The organism is Starkeya nomas, from assembly GCF_902703545.1.
Lineage (GTDB): Bacteria > Pseudomonadota > Alphaproteobacteria > Rhizobiales > Xanthobacteraceae > Ancylobacter > Ancylobacter moscoviensis.
In genome coordinates this window covers 2,461,612-2,474,949 of the sequence record NZ_CACSAS010000001.1, presented here as the reverse complement: position 1 = coordinate 2,474,949, position 13,338 = coordinate 2,461,612, and the positions used below count along the sequence as shown (strand labels likewise).

General features: G+C 69.4%; 13 protein-coding genes. 1 reads left to right on the top strand and 12 read right to left on the bottom strand.

The window, feature by feature from the left end; genetic code table 11:
- The first annotated feature begins 195 nt into the window (after nt 1-195).
- Entirely contained in the window at nt 196-1,818 is a 1,623-nt protein-coding gene (locus STARVERO_RS12050) for an ABC-F family ATP-binding cassette domain-containing protein (RefSeq protein WP_159599006.1), read from the top strand.
- A gap of 39 nt (nt 1,819-1,857) precedes the next feature.
- On the opposite strand, the gene STARVERO_RS12045 is transcribed toward STARVERO_RS12050, so the two are convergent.
- The 12 genes from STARVERO_RS12045 to STARVERO_RS11990 form a co-directional block, all read right to left on the bottom strand.
- Nucleotides 1,858-2,829, bottom strand: a complete 972-nt coding sequence (locus tag STARVERO_RS12045) for a YncE family protein (RefSeq protein ID WP_159599005.1) — start codon at nt 2,827-2,829, stop codon at nt 1,858-1,860.
- On the bottom strand, nt 2,826-3,353 hold the full coding sequence (locus tag STARVERO_RS12040; RefSeq protein ID WP_144342647.1) for an SRPBCC family protein: 528 nt from the start codon (nt 3,351-3,353) through the stop codon (nt 2,826-2,828). The genes STARVERO_RS12045 and STARVERO_RS12040 overlap by 4 nt, the downstream gene beginning before the upstream one ends.
- An 11-nt stretch (nt 3,354-3,364) precedes the next feature.
- The gene (locus STARVERO_RS12035; protein WP_159599004.1) at nt 3,365-4,342 is read right to left on the bottom strand and encodes a vWA domain-containing protein; all 978 of its coding nucleotides are present in this window, start codon (nt 4,340-4,342) and stop codon (nt 3,365-3,367) included.
- Nucleotides 4,339-4,899 (bottom strand): hypothetical protein, encoded by a 561-nt coding sequence (locus tag STARVERO_RS12030; protein WP_159599003.1) that lies wholly within the window; start codon nt 4,897-4,899, stop codon nt 4,339-4,341. Before STARVERO_RS12030 ends, STARVERO_RS12035 begins: the two co-directional genes overlap by 4 nt.
- Nucleotides 4,896-5,963 carry a vWA domain-containing protein gene (locus STARVERO_RS12025; RefSeq protein ID WP_159599002.1) on the bottom strand — a complete coding sequence of 356 codons (1,068 nt, stop codon included), beginning with the start codon at nt 5,961-5,963 and terminating at the stop codon, nt 4,896-4,898. Before STARVERO_RS12025 ends, STARVERO_RS12030 begins: the two co-directional genes overlap by 4 nt.
- Complete coding sequence (locus STARVERO_RS12020) at nt 5,960-6,883, bottom strand: nonribosomal peptide synthetase MxaA (RefSeq protein ID WP_159599001.1); 924 nt, start codon at nt 6,881-6,883, stop codon at nt 5,960-5,962. The genes STARVERO_RS12025 and STARVERO_RS12020 overlap by 4 nt, the downstream gene beginning before the upstream one ends.
- Complete coding sequence (locus STARVERO_RS12015; protein ID WP_159599000.1) at nt 6,884-7,747, bottom strand: DUF58 domain-containing protein; 864 nt, start codon at nt 7,745-7,747, stop codon at nt 6,884-6,886.
- Nucleotides 7,744-8,775 (bottom strand): AAA family ATPase, encoded by a 1,032-nt coding sequence (locus tag STARVERO_RS12010; protein ID WP_159598999.1) that lies wholly within the window; start codon nt 8,773-8,775, stop codon nt 7,744-7,746. Before STARVERO_RS12010 ends, STARVERO_RS12015 begins: the two co-directional genes overlap by 4 nt.
- Nucleotides 8,776-9,009: 234 nt before the next feature.
- Entirely contained in the window at nt 9,010-9,324 is a 315-nt protein-coding gene (locus STARVERO_RS12005) for a methanol dehydrogenase [cytochrome c] subunit (RefSeq protein ID WP_144342654.1), read from the bottom strand.
- Between the two features lie 44 nt (nt 9,325-9,368).
- Nucleotides 9,369-9,977 carry a cytochrome c(L), periplasmic gene (moxG, locus tag STARVERO_RS12000; protein WP_144342655.1) on the bottom strand — a complete coding sequence of 203 codons (609 nt, stop codon included), beginning with the start codon at nt 9,975-9,977 and terminating at the stop codon, nt 9,369-9,371.
- 69 nt (nt 9,978-10,046) lie between these two features.
- Nucleotides 10,047-10,928 carry a methanol oxidation system protein MoxJ gene (gene moxJ / locus STARVERO_RS11995; RefSeq protein WP_144342656.1) on the bottom strand — a complete coding sequence of 294 codons (882 nt, stop codon included), beginning with the start codon at nt 10,926-10,928 and terminating at the stop codon, nt 10,047-10,049.
- Nucleotides 10,929-11,069: 141 nt separating this feature from the next.
- Nucleotides 11,070-12,971 carry a methanol/ethanol family PQQ-dependent dehydrogenase gene (locus tag STARVERO_RS11990; protein ID WP_144342657.1) on the bottom strand — a complete coding sequence of 634 codons (1,902 nt, stop codon included), beginning with the start codon at nt 12,969-12,971 and terminating at the stop codon, nt 11,070-11,072.
- Nucleotides 12,972-13,338 lie beyond the last annotated feature (367 nt).

The window sequence follows — 13,338 nt, the reverse complement described above, 5'->3', positions numbered from 1 at the left end:
GGGTTTGCCCGTTGCTGCGTGGCGGCCGAGACAAGGATGTGAATGATCCGGCCGCCCGCCGGATCACTGGAACGGCCTCTCGTCCCGTTCGTGCCTGCGCGGGGCTGGCGCGCGTTGGCCGCACTTCCCCCGGCGCGCCAAATGGCCTAAGCGCCTCGCAATCCCTTCGCACCTCATCCTGGGTTTCCCGCGCGCATGATCCGGCTCGACTCCATCGGTAAACAGAACGGCAAGCAGATCGTCTTCATCGAGGCGTCCGCGACGCTGCTGAAGGGCGAGAAGGTGGGTCTCGTCGGACCCAACGGCGCCGGCAAGACCACGCTGTTCCGCCTGATCACCGGCGAGGAGGCCCCTGACGAGGGCCAGGTCTCGGTCGATCGCGGCATCACCATCGGCTATTTCAGCCAGGACGTGGGCGAGATGGCCGGCCAGACCGTGCTCGCCGCGGTGATGGACGGCGCCGGCCCCGTCAGCACAATCGCCGCCGAGCTGCGCGAGCTGGAGGCCGCCATGGTCGACCCCGACCGCGCCCACGAGATGGACGCGATCATCGAGCGCTACGGCGAGGTGCAGGGCCGCTTCGAAGAGCTCGACGGTTATTCGCTGGAGGGCCGTGCCGCCGAGGTGCTGGCCGGCCTCGGCTTCAGCCAGGAGATGATCGACGGCGATGTCGGCAAGCTCTCCGGCGGCTGGAAGATGCGCGTCGCGCTTGCCCGCATCCTGCTCATGCGCCCGGACGTGATGCTGCTCGACGAGCCCTCCAACCATCTCGATATCGAGAGCCTGATCTGGCTCGAGGCGTTCCTGAAGAATTTCGACGGCGCGCTGATGATGACCTCGCACGACCGCGCCTTCATGAACCGCATCGTCAACAAGGTGATCGAGATCGATGCCGGTACGCTCACCAGCTATTCCGGCGACTACGAGTTCTACGCCCAGCAGCGGGCGCTCGCGGACAAGCAGCAGCAGGCGCAGTTCGAGCGCCAGCAGGCCATGCTCGCCAAGGAGATCGCCTTCATCGAGCGCTTCAAGGCGCGCGCCTCCCATGCCGCGCAGGTGCAGAGCCGGGTGAAGAAGCTCGACAAGATCGAGCGCGTCGAGCCGCCGCGCCGCCGGCAGACGGTGGCCTTCGAGTTCCAGCCGGCGCCGCGCTCGGGCGAGGACGTGGTCAGCCTGAAGAACGTGCACAAGAGCTATGGCGCGCGCCGCATCTATGACGGGCTCGACTTCCATGTGCGCCGGCGCGAGCGCTGGGCGGTGATGGGCGTCAACGGCGCCGGAAAATCGACGCTGCTCAAGCTGGTGACCGGCGCGACGGAGCCCGACGGCGGCAGCGTCGCGCTCGGCGGAAGCGTGAAGATGGCCTATTTCGCCCAGCACGCCATGGAAGTGCTGGATGGCGAGCGCACCGTGTTCCAGGCGCTGGAAGACGCTTTCCCGCAGGCGGCGCAGGGTTCGCTCCGCTCGCTCGCCGGCTGCTTCGGCTTCTCCGGCGACGACGTGGAGAAGCGGTGCCGCGTGCTCTCGGGCGGCGAGAAGGCGCGCCTTGTGATGGCGAAGATGCTCTACGACCCGCCGAACTTCCTCGTGCTGGACGAGCCGACCAACCATCTCGACATCGCCACCAAGGAGATGCTGATCGCCGCGCTGGCGAATTACGAGGGCACGATGCTCTTCGTTTCGCACGACCGGCATTTCCTCGCCGCGCTGTCGAACCGGGTGCTGGAGCTGACGCCGGACGGAATCCACCAGTATGGCGGCGGCTATACGGAATATGTCGCGCGCACCGGGCAGGAAGCGCCCGGGCTGAGAAACTGAGCCGCCGTCGCGCGCCGCGGTTCCCGGGGCGCGAGTTACTTAGGGTGCGAGGATCGTGATGTTGCGCGGTCCGGTCGCCACCGGCACATGCTGGCGGCAGGAGGGCGGCTCGCTCAGGACGATGAGGCAGAGGCTGTCGTCGGCCCAGTTGGCGACGACGAGGCGCCCGTCCGTGGTGATCGCGGCGCCCTCGGGATAGTCGCCGGTTCTGGCCTCGCCGATGACCTTGCGCGTCGCACGGTCGAGCAGGGCGACCTTGCCGCTCTGCTGGCTGGTGACGGCGACGGTCGCGCCATCCGCTGAGACGGCGACCCCGTAGGGCATCAGGCCGATGCGGATCCGCGCCACCTCGCGCGTGGTCGCGGTCTCGACGATCGAGAGATCGTTGCTCTGCACATTGGCGACGTAGAGTTGGCCGCCATCCGGCGACAAAGCGAGCGCGAAGGGCGCCTTGCCTGTCGGAACGACGGCAACGCGCCGCATCGTGGCGATGTCGACCACGCTGATCTGGTTGCTTTCGCGGTCGGCGACATAAGTGCGCCCGGAGCGGGGCTCGACGACGAGGCCCGCCGGTGAACGGCCGACGGCGGCGCGAGCGGTCTCCCGGCCGGTCGCCGCGTCGAGGCGGATCAGCGCATCCGCGCTCCAGTCGCTGACCAGCAGCGCGCGGCCGTCCTCGATCACGGCGATGCCGAAGGGCTCCTTGCCCACCGGGAAGCTCGTTTCCACCCGGCGCGCGGCGACGTCGATGCGCGAGACGAGGCCGAGGTCGGGATGGGTGACGTAGAGGGTGCGCCCGTCCGGCGCCGCGGCGAGGGCGGCGGGGACCCGGGGGGTCTTTATCTCCGCCAGCCGGCGCGCGGCGCGGACGTCGACGAGCGTCACCGCGCCCGCCTGCTGGGAGACGATGGCGGCGACGGGACCGGGCCCCTCCTGCGCCGCCACCGGAGCAGGAGCGAGGAGGGCGGCCGCGAGGAGGGGCGCGGCCAGCCCGGCGTATCGGCGCGTCATTTGCCGGCGGCCTTCGCCTTAAGCCCTTCCAGCCCCTGCTTGATGAAGTCGGTCATCGCCGCCACGGCGGCCTCGTCGTTGCGGTCTTCCGGCGGCTCGTTGGTGGTGTCGGCGCGGTAGAAGCGGGCGCTCCATGCCACCTCGCTGCCGTCGCCCGCCGGCTTCACCTCGATGGTGGCGGTGTAGAAGCTGACGGGCAGGGCTTCCGGATTCTCCTTCAGCAGGCGGTAGGAGAGGCGCTTCGCGCCCGTATCGACCTCGTCGAGCCCTTCGGTGATCTCGCCCTTGGCGAGGGTGAGCACACGCTCGGCGCCGGCCGCCTCGCCGCCGGTGACGGCGACCTTCTGGACCAGCGGGTGCCAGTCGCCGATCGTGCCGAAGCCGGAGACGAGCTTCCATACGGCGTCGGGCGGGGCGGCAATGGCGAGGGTCTCGTCGGCGCGCTGCGGCGTCGGGCCATGCGCGGTGGCCAGGAGCGGGCCGAGCAGCAGCAGGCCGAACGCAAGCGCAAGTCTTTGTAGCATCGTCTTTTCCTTCATCGGGAGGGGAGCCGGTCCGGGCGCCGGGAAGACGCGGCGCCGAGGCCGAAGAGAACGGCGAGGCAGAACAGCGCGAGCGCGGCGGGCACGGCGGCGGTGGCCACGCGTACCTGCACCGGCCGGGGGCGCGCGTTCGCCTCCACATCGGCCAGCAGGGCGGGGGCGGTGCCGAGGGCGGCGAAGCCGAGCCCGGTCTGGGCGGCGAGGGCGCGCAGATGCTCCTCGCGCATGGCGCTCAGATGCTCCGTGCCGGATGCCGGCTCGCCGCCCCACGGCGCGTTGCGCGGATTCCAGCCGGCGCGCGAGGGAGCGTCGGCCGGCGGCGCGCCGGTGCGGTTCTCCTGCGGCACGTCCTGCTCGTCGTAGAAGCCGATCTCGCGGCCGTCCTCGTCGAATTTCGGGATCGGCGAAGGCTCGGTGCCGCCGACGCCGACGAGCAGGCCCTGAACGTCGCCGGGCTTGCCGTCGAAACCCGGCAGGCCGCCCGCCAGAGGCGGGGCCTCGTGGCCGTCGGTCATGAAGAGAAGGTCCGCCTTCAGCCCGCCGGCGATGGCGAGGGCCGAGTGGACGCCGCGCGCCACGTAGCTGTCGCCCTCCCACGCCATGCGCCAGTCCAGCCCGTCGATGGCGCCGTCGATGGCGGCGAAGTTCTCGCAGACTTCGGTCGGTTCGAAGAGCAGGAAGGTCCGCCGCTCGGTGAAGATGCCGAGCCCGAGGCGGGACTGGCAGGGCAGGCCGGCGAGCAGCGCGCGGGCGCCGCGCCTGGCGGAGGCGAGGCGGGTCGCCGGTGCGCCGTCGAGGACGGTGTCGCGCACGTTCATGCTGCCGGTCACGTCCACCACCAGCAGGATGTCGCGGGCCGTGCGGGTGAGGGCGACGCGCGGCGCGACCAGCGCGGCGAGGATGGCGACGAGCGCCAGCGCCAGCAGCCAGAAGCGCCAGTCGCGCGGGAGGTGGGACAGGGCGCTGCTCATGGCAGTCCCTTGGGCAGGCCCGGAAGATCGGTCCAGAGCCGCTTGGCGGCTTCCGGCGGCATTTCCTCGCCGTCGACGTCGATTTGCGGGAAGTCGCGCACCAGCCGCATGGCGACGTCGAGATTGTACTTGGCGTCCCAGAAGCCGGGATCGAGCACCAGCGCGCGGCGGTAACCTTCCTTGGCGAGGCGCACGAGGGGAACGGCCGGATCAATGCGGTTCGAGCCGAGATGGTCGATGGCGATCCGCAGCCGGGCGTTCGCCATGTCGTAGAGCGCGGCGACGGCGAGGCGGCGGTCGGTGTCGGTGGCCAGCCGGTTGAGCAGCGGCTGGGCCTCGTCCAGCCGATCGCGCGTGGCGAGGAAGAACAGCCGCGCGAAGCGTAGCTCGGCGGGATCGTCCGGGCTGGCGGCAAGGTCGTGGCCGGTGGCGAGGGAGGCGATCAGCGCGTTGTCGCGGTGGTCGACGGCAAGCCGTCCACCGAACCACGCCGCCGCCGCGAGGCTGAGCGCGAGCATGGCCGAACTCGCGAGGATGACGAGGCGTCCCGCGTTCATGCCGCCCTCCTCATGTCCGTCGGGATGGCGGCGCGGGCGGCGCTTGCGGGGGCGAGCCGGCGCTCGGCCAGCTTGGCGCCGAGAAGCATCGCGACCAAGATGCCGGCAAGCGCGAAGGCCGGCCCCGCGAGGTCCTGGCGGGGGATGCGCTCGAGGTAGCGAATGGGTCGCGTTTCCTGCCGGTCGATCTCCGCGATGGCCTCCGCAACCGCTTGCGGGCTGGTCGCTTCGAAGGCGCGATAGGGCAGGCGCAGGCTCTGCAGGAACAGGTGCAGATGCCGCTCCGGATTGGCCTGCGGGGTGTCCTCGCCGGGCGGCGGCACGTCGAAGATGCCGCGGGCGCCGCGCGAGCGCAGGAACAGCCAGTAGAGATGCACCGGCGTGCGCGCCGCCGCGTCGCGCAGCGCCTCCTGCACCCGGCGATCGATCAGAGCGGCGCCGTCGGAGACGAGCAGCACCGCACGGGAGGCTTCAGCGGTGTCGCCGGCGAAGGAGGAGAAGGCGAGGGCGAGGCCCCGGCCGACATCGGTGAAGGCGAGGCCCGGCCGGTCGATGGCGTCGATGGCGGCGTCCACCACCTCGTGATGGTCGGTCAGCGGCAGCACCGGCATGGGCGAAGTGGAGAAGGCCGCCACCGCGATGCGGTCGTGCGGCCGGCGGGCGACGAACTGCGCGAGCAGGCGCTTGGCGGCGGCGGACTTGGATTCCTGGTCGCCGGTCGGGGCCCGGTCGGCGAAGTTGTTGTCCATGCTGGAGGAGCGATCCAGCAGCAGGACCAGATGGGCGCCGGTGCCCTCGCGCTCGACGCTCTGCTCACGCCGGTGCAGGCCGGCGAGGCCCAGCACCAGCGCGGCGATGGCCGCGATGCCGGCGAGGCACAGGACGGCGGACAGGATGCGGGACAGCGGGTCCGACGGCACCAGCGCGATGGCGGGAACGGGGCAGCGCCGGAAGACCGACCCGAGGAGGGGCAGGAGGGCGAGCGCCAGCAGGCCGAGCACGAGGGGATGGTCCACGCCCCACTCCCGCGTCAGGCCGTCGATGATGGCGCTCGCCCAGCTCATGCGCCGCTCCGTTCGATGGAACGCAGCCGGCGCGCCAGTGCCGCCAGCTCCGGCGGCGGCAATTCCTTCAGGGCACCAGCCGTGTCGTCGCCGAAGAAGGCGCGGCGCGAGGCGGAGAACAGCCGGCGTACCTCCGCTTCCGCCGTTCCGAAGGCGGGATGGCCGGCGAAGAAGGCCGGCAGGTCCTCGGCGAAGACGCCTTTTCCGGCGGTGCTGTCGAAGGCACGGTGCAGGGCGAGAAGCGCGCCGCGATAGGCATTGGAGGTGACATCGGTCGATGCCGCCAGAAGCGAGGTGACGGCACGCGCGGCACGCGCGAAGGGGCGTGAGCGCCGCCGCCCGAACGGCCCCCAGCCCATTTGCCAGGCAAGCACGCCGAGGGCGGCGAGGACCACCGTGAGGGCGGCGACCAGCCCACGCCGCGCGGGCGCCGTCGGGATCGGCTGCGGCGGCAGGTCGGGACGCAGCGCCAGCGCCTGCCCCGGCCCGGTGCCGACGATCTCCCGCAGCGGCGACATCAGGAACGACCAGGCGGGCACCTGCACGGGCACGCGCCGGGTGCCGTCCACCGCCGACAGCGCGAGCGCGGGAATGTCGAGCCGGCGCGGTTCCAGCGGCGCATAGAAGGTCTGGTAGACGAGGTCGAGCGTGTAGCGGCGGACGCCGGCCTCGACCCCGTGATCCGAAAGCCGGACGTCGCGCAGGTCGAGCCAGTAATCGAGGGCGCGGGGCTGCGGCAACGAGGCGGGATCCAGCACGAAAGGCGCGTCGAGCGCGATCTCGGCGGTGAGCGTGAGCGTGTCGCCGATGACGTGGCCGAAGGGGCGCGGGGCGTAGAGCTCGACCGAGCGGAGCTGCGCCAGCGCGGGGGCGGGCAGCAGGGTCAGCAGCAGGATGGCCACGCGCGCGAGCCGCCCCATTCAGCCCTCCATCAGGCGGCGCGCCAGCGCGTCGGTGTCGAGCGCGTCTTTCAGTTCGACGGCACGCAGGCCGCGCCGCGTGAATGTCGCCGTCAGCGCCTGCCGGCGCTCCTCGGCCTCGCGGCGCCAGCGCGCGCGCAGGGAGGGACGCAGGAAGACCAGCCGCGTGGCGCCGGTCTCCAGATCGCCGATTTCCATGAGCCCCCAGCGCGGCAGGCGCTCTTCCGCCGCGCTGTCGCGGACGACGACCGGGACAACGTCATGCCGCCAGAGCGCATCCAGCAGGTGCTCGATGTCCGCCGGCGGCATCAGGAAGTCGGAGACGAGGAAGACGAGGCTGCGGCGCGAGGGCAGGCGTTCCGCCGCCTCGACGAGGCCGCCGGTTCCCGATCCGCCGGGCCGCGCGGCGAGAAGGCGCTCGCGGACCTCCTCTTCCAGCCCCCGGCGGCGGGCGAGGGGGATCGTCACGTCCTCGCGCAGGTGCGCGTCAGCGCCGTAGAGGGCGAAGCTGTCGCCGGAGCGGACGGCGGAGAGTGCCGCCAGCGCACACAAATCGGCGACCCGGCCGGCAACCGCGTCGCCGAAGCGCATGGAACCGGAGAGGTCGACGAGCGCGACGACGGGCACCGACCGGCGCGGCGCGAACTGGCGCACATGCAGCTCGCCATGGGGATCGCGCAGCGAGACACGCAGGTCGATGCGCCGCGGATCGGGCTGGCGCAGCAGCGGGACATGGCGCCGGAACTCGCCTTCCGTGCCCTCGCCATGGCCGGGATGGGCGCCGGGGAAGGTACCTTCCGGCCGCCAGCGCAGCCGGTAGGGGATCGGCCGCCGCTCGTCCGTGCCGCCCTGCGGCGCCGTCATGGCGCGGGCACCCGCTCGAAGACACCGGCGATGAGCGCCCCGACGATCTGCTCGCGGCGCAGCTCGTAGACCGGATCGATGAAGACGCGGTGGGCCATGACTTCCGGGAAGACGGCGCGCAGGTCCTCCGGCACCAGCATGTCGCGCCCTTCGAGCCAGGCGCGCACGCGGGCGGCGCGTACCAGATAGGACATGCCGCGCGGACTGGCGCCGCCCTGCACCAACCGGCCCATATCGACGCCCTCGACGACGATGCCGTGGCCGGCGGGATCGCGTAGGGCTTCCCACAGGGAGACGACATAGGCTTCCAGCGTCGGGCTGGAGCGCACGCCGGATTGGATGGCACGCGCCACGGTCTCCAGCGCCTCGGGATCGAGCACGCCGCTCTCGACCTCCATCAGCAGCGCGTCGACGTCGTGGAAGCGCGGGTCGAAGACGAGGCTGCGGCGCGCCTCCGCATCGGCGGGCATGGCGACTTGCACCTCCATGAGGAAGCGGTCGCGGGCGGCGGCGGGCAGTTCGAAGGTCTCCTCGCGCTCCACCCGGTTGCGGTCGGCGAAGACCTGAACGTGCGGGAAGCGGTATTCCCGGTTGAAGGCGGAGACCGAGCGCTCCGCCATCAGGCGCAGCAGCAGCGAGTGGACCTGCGGGCGGGCGCGGTTGATCTCGTTGAAGAAGAAGACGGAGAGCTGCTCGCCCTGCCGCAGCAGAGGGCCGGGATCGATGCGCGGACGCCCGTCCTCGCCGAGATGGGCATGATAGATGAGATCGGCGGGCATCAGATCGATGGTACCCTCGATGCGCTCGAAGGCACCGCCGATGGCCCGGGCCAGCGCCCGCAGCAATGTGGTCTTGCCGACGCCGACATCGCCTTCGAGCAGCACGTGGCCACGGGCGAAGGTGGCAATGGTGAGCAGGCGGATGACCCGCTCCTGCCCGAGCACCACCTTGCCGATCTCGCGCTCGAAACGCAGCGCATGGCCCTGCCAGTCCGACAGGACGGAATCGGTGTCGCGAACGATGCGCATCCGGGCAACCCTTCAAGCACGCGGGCGCGGCGATGGCCGGCGCCCCAAAAGGGCGCGGCCCACGTCGAGGGCAGAACCCGTCGAACGTTGGCCGCGCCAGTTGCCCACAAACCGGGCGGCTTGCCCGGAGGATCGCGGGGTGGACAGGAGAATGACGTCCACCCGCAAGTGGGTTCGTGAAAGCCAAATGGCCGGGACGCCGCAGCGCCCCGAGGGAAGCGTCCGCGAGGACGCTCAGTTCGCGCTGATCTTGCTGACGTCGAAGACGAACTTGCCGGTCTTCTTGAAGTTCTCGACGCGCTGGGCGTTGCGCTGCTCCATCGCCTTGATGGATTCCGACTGCTTGTTCAGCTCCTTCGGATCGTGCTTGGGGTCGTACTTCGACCCGGCGACCTTGTCCGGGTAGCCCGGCTTGGGTTCCCAGCAATTGCCGGGAGCCTTGCAGTTGGTGCCGTCATAGGCGCTCGCGCCCCCTGCCATGGCGAGGGCGAGAGCCCCGGCGCCGGCGAGGGAAAGGGCGAACTTCACGCTGCGATCGATCATTCTCATGGGACGTCTCTCCTCGTCGTTTCCACCCGTCTTCAGCCGGCGGTTCAGCCCGCCGGTCCGCCGCACGCCTCGGGCAGCTCTTCGGCCGGCTCGATGTGCTTGGCGCTCGCGTCGAAGGGCTTGAACTGGCTGCGCTGCTCGTCGGTCAGCCAGACCGCGCCCTTCGGATCGTCCTTGTAGAGGTGCCGGACCCAGGCCATGACGAGGAGCATCTCGTTCATGTTCAGCGCGCCGTACATCGGGCCCATCTGGCCCTGCGCGCCGCCGAAGATGGTCTCGAACAGGCCCTGGTCGGTCTCGTTCTTCGGATAGGTCCAGTAGGAATCGTTGAGCCCCGGCCCGATCTTGCCCTCGGCGTAATGGCCGTGGCAGCCCGAGCACATGGACAGGAAGAGCTCATGCGCCTTCGGCAGGCACGCGAGGTTCTCGTTGTAGATGTTGACCCCGGTCTCGAGGAACGTCTTCACCGCCTTGGTGTCGCGGCCTTCCTCCGGCGCTTCCGAAAGCTCCAGCGGCTGGCCGGTGACGGTGTTGGTCAGCATGATCGCGGCGCGGGCGCCGAGGGATGCGAGGTCAAGACCCGCCACGCCGGCCCCGAGGGCTCCGGCGACCAGCAGGGCGGCCGCCTTCCTGGTGAAAATCTTCTTCTTCATTGAACCTTGTTCACATGCGAGATCGGGGAGGCGCCGGCGGCCCCGGGCGGGCCTGCCGGCGGATCGGGATCAGGTATTCGGCTTCAGCAGCGGAATGCCTTCCTGCGAGAGGATCTGCTCGATCTGCGGCCGCGCCTTCTCCAGCGCCGCGTCGATCTCCTTCAGCAGGGCGGGGTCGTTCTTGCGCACGCCGATGGCCTGGTCGTAGTGCATCGGGATCGGCTTATCGTTCGGCCGGTCGACGTCCTTGCTGATGACCGTCATGCGCAGCGGCGTGGAGGACGCCTTCACATAGCGCGCGACCTCGGGGGCGAAGGCGATGCCGACGTCGGCCTCGCCATTGGCGACCTCGGTGACGATGCGGTCGCCGGGCACCTGGACCCACTGGTTGCGGCGCGACTTGAAGTTGACCAGCGAGTACATGTAGGCCGCGTTGTCCTCGAAGCGGCCGATGCGCTTCAGCATCGTCTCGGCCGGCGAGTAGAAGCGGACGGCGAAGCGCGACTGGTCCTTGATCTGCTGGTCTTCCCAATCGCTGGCGGTGATGTCGCGGTCGGCCTTCGTCACCAGCACGTAGCCGGTGCGGTAATAGGGCTTGGAGGTGAGCATGCGCTCGTCACCCACGTCGACGCCCATGACGACGTCGCAGTTGTTCTTGTCGAGCTGGTCGCGCACCAGATAGATGCCCGGCTGGTCGGTACGCACGAACACCGCCTTGCGGCCCATGGCCTGCGCCAGGACGGTGGCGATGCGGTCCTCGAAGCCGGTGGAGTCGGCGGCCGAGAACGGCGCCTCGGCATTGGAGGCGCAGATGCGCAGCTCGTTCGGGTTGCGGCCGGCGTTCTTGTCCGCCTCGACGGTCGCGGCGGATGCGAGGCTGGCGAGGCCGCATCCCGCGAAGGCAAGGCCCGCGGCGAGGGCGAGCCGGCTGATGGCCTGTCGCTTGGACATGGGGGATCCTCCTTGACCGGGGTGGTTGCGGCGGCGGGCAGGGGGTGCCCGGCCGGGCGCGGATCGATTTCGGGGCGAAGGGGCCGCCCGCCGCGTCAGGAGGGCGCGGCGGACGGCCTTTTCAGGTGCGGCGAGAGAGGGTCAGCCGCCCTGGATCACGGTGGTGGAGTATTCACCCACGTTCGGGTCGTCATACGGGCCCGCGCCGTCGAGCGAGAACACCATCACGCCGCCACCCATCTGGGTGTAGTGCTGGAGCTGCTTGAACGCGCCCACCGAGCCGAGGCCGGCGGTCGGGTCGTTGAGGTCGAACACCAGGCCGACGCCCGGCCAGCCGCCGACGCCGTAGTAGATGGCGACGTACTGCTTGCCCTCATGGGTGTAGGTCATCGGATGGCCGATCACGCCGGAGGGCAGCTTGAACTTCCAAAGCAGCTCGCCGGTGTCGCTGTCGCGGGCCTTGATGAAGCCGTCCAGCGTTCCGTAGAACATCACGCCGCCAGCGGTGGCGAGCGTGCCGCCCCAAGCCGCGAAGCGCTCCATCACCTGCCACTTGTACTTGTTGTTGATGGCGTCGTAGGCCTTGACCTGGCCGAGGCCCTCATAGGTCTGGCGGTCGCCCTTCGGGCCCGGATACATCCACAGGGTCGCGCCGACGAAGAACTGGCCGGCACGGTAGGGAAGCATGAAGGGCTCCCAGTCCATGCAGATGTGGTTGATGCCCATGAAGAAGGACTTGCGCTCCGGATCGTAGGAGTCGTGGCCCTGATTGTGGTAGCCCATCGCCGAGGGGCAGATGTCGCGCGCCTTGTGGTCCATGCGGGTCGCATATTCCGGGTCGCGCTGCGGCAGGCCGGTCTTGAGGTCGACCTGCTTCACCCAGTTGACGGTGTCGTCGAGCTTGTCCGCCGAGACCAGGTCGCCGTTCTCACGGTCGAGCGTGTAGACGATGCCGTTGCGGTCGGGATGGGTGAGAAGCTTGCGCATCTTCCCGTCCTTGTCCTGCTGCTCGGAGAGCATCATGACGTTGACGCCGGCGTAATCCCACTCGTCATGCGGGGTCTTCTGGTAGCCGAACTTGGCGTTGCCGGTGTCGATGTCGCGGCCCCAGATGGTCATGGTCCACTTGTTGTCGCCCGGACGCATCGTCTCGTTCCACGGCGCCGGGTTGCCCGAGCCGTAGTAGAAGAGGTTGGTGTCGGGATCGAAGGCGTACCAGCCCCAGTTGGTGCCGCCGCCGATCTTCCACGCCTCGCCTTCCCAGGTCGCCTTGCCGAGGCCCTTCTGGCCGTAATGCGGGTTGGCGCTGTTGAAGTCGTCGGAGAGACGCACTTCCTCGTCCGGGCCGGTGGCGTAGGCGCGCCACTTCTGGGCGCCGGTGGCGATGTCGTAGGCGGTCACGTAGCCGCGCACGCCGAGCTCGGCGCCGGAGGAGCCGACGAGCACCGTGTCCTTCACCACATAGGGGGCGATGGTGAGGGTCGAGCCGACCTTGATGTCGGAGTTCTCGAGCTTCCAGTACTCTTCGCCGGTCTTGGCGTTGAGGGCGACGACATGGCCGTCGAGCTGGGTCTTGATGATCAACGGGCCGACCGTGCCGTTGCCGGGCCAGTAGGCGAGGCCGCGGTTGACGACATCGCAGCAGGCCACCGCGCGGGCGGTCGGATTCTGCTTCGGCTTGTGCTGCCACAGGATCTTGCCCGGATCGTCCAGCCCGACCGCGAAGGTCGTGTTGGGGAAGGGCGAATGGATGTACATCACGCCGTCGACGACGAGGGGCGTGCCCTCATGACCCGACAGCACGCCGGTGGAGAAGGACCAGGACGGACGCAGCTGCTTCACGTTCTGCTTATTGATCTGGTTCGCTTCGCTGTAGTTGTTGGCGCTGTAGTTCTTGCCCGTCATCGGCCAGTTGTCGGTGCTCTTCGACAGCTCGACGAGCTTGTCGTTCGCCACCGCCGGCGCCATGGCGCCGAGGCCGAGCGCCGTCGCCATGGCGGCGGCGACGGAGAGCGCGGACACCGAAGTGTGCAGTCGGCTCATTGGACTTTCCTCGCGTTTCCTATTCCCAGGCCGGTCCGCATCCCCTTTTGGCGAGGGAGCGGACTTCTCGCTTTCTTCCGCGCCGCGCCCGCCGGAAACGCCCCATCCCGGAAGATGCGGCGTTTGTACGGGTGTTATTTGCAGCGCGGAGAGAAATTCTTATGAAGTTTTCAATATCTTCGTTATTGTCTGAGTATTGTTTGCCGTGTTGGCTTTTCGTGTCTGTAGGCAAGTTGGAAATTCTCGACGGGAACTTTTCCATGCCCGCCCGGAGAATATGCCGAAGCGCGCCGGCAATCTTGCCGATGGTTCGGAAAAATGATTTCCTGACAGTGCATTGGTGTGATGGCGCGGGTGCTCGCGCTGG

Coding starts and splice junctions, on each gene's coding strand:
- STARVERO_RS12050 (WP_159599006.1), top strand. CDS start 196: ATGATCCGGCTCGACTCCATCGGTAAACAGAACGGCAAGCAGATCGTC.
- STARVERO_RS12030 (WP_159599003.1), bottom strand. CDS start 4,899: ATGAACGCGGGACGCCTCGTCATCCTCGCGAGTTCGGCCATGCTCGCG.
- STARVERO_RS12035 (WP_159599004.1), bottom strand. CDS start 4,342: ATGAGCAGCGCCCTGTCCCACCTCCCGCGCGACTGGCGCTTCTGGCTG.
- STARVERO_RS12010 (WP_159598999.1), bottom strand. CDS start 8,775: ATGCGCATCGTTCGCGACACCGATTCCGTCCTGTCGGACTGGCAGGGC.
- STARVERO_RS12005 (WP_144342654.1), bottom strand. CDS start 9,324: ATGAGAATGATCGATCGCAGCGTGAAGTTCGCCCTTTCCCTCGCCGGC.
- STARVERO_RS12025 (WP_159599002.1), bottom strand. CDS start 5,963: ATGAGCTGGGCGAGCGCCATCATCGACGGCCTGACGCGGGAGTGGGGC.
- STARVERO_RS12045 (WP_159599005.1), bottom strand. CDS start 2,829: ATGACGCGCCGATACGCCGGGCTGGCCGCGCCCCTCCTCGCGGCCGCC.
- STARVERO_RS12040 (WP_144342647.1), bottom strand. CDS start 3,353: ATGCTACAAAGACTTGCGCTTGCGTTCGGCCTGCTGCTGCTCGGCCCG.
- STARVERO_RS11990 (WP_144342657.1), bottom strand. CDS start 12,971: ATGAGCCGACTGCACACTTCGGTGTCCGCGCTCTCCGTCGCCGCCGCC.
- moxG (WP_144342655.1), bottom strand. CDS start 9,977: ATGAAGAAGAAGATTTTCACCAGGAAGGCGGCCGCCCTGCTGGTCGCC.
- moxJ (WP_144342656.1), bottom strand. CDS start 10,928: ATGTCCAAGCGACAGGCCATCAGCCGGCTCGCCCTCGCCGCGGGCCTT.
- STARVERO_RS12020 (WP_159599001.1), bottom strand. CDS start 6,883: ATGGGGCGGCTCGCGCGCGTGGCCATCCTGCTGCTGACCCTGCTGCCC.
- STARVERO_RS12015 (WP_159599000.1), bottom strand. CDS start 7,747: ATGACGGCGCCGCAGGGCGGCACGGACGAGCGGCGGCCGATCCCCTAC.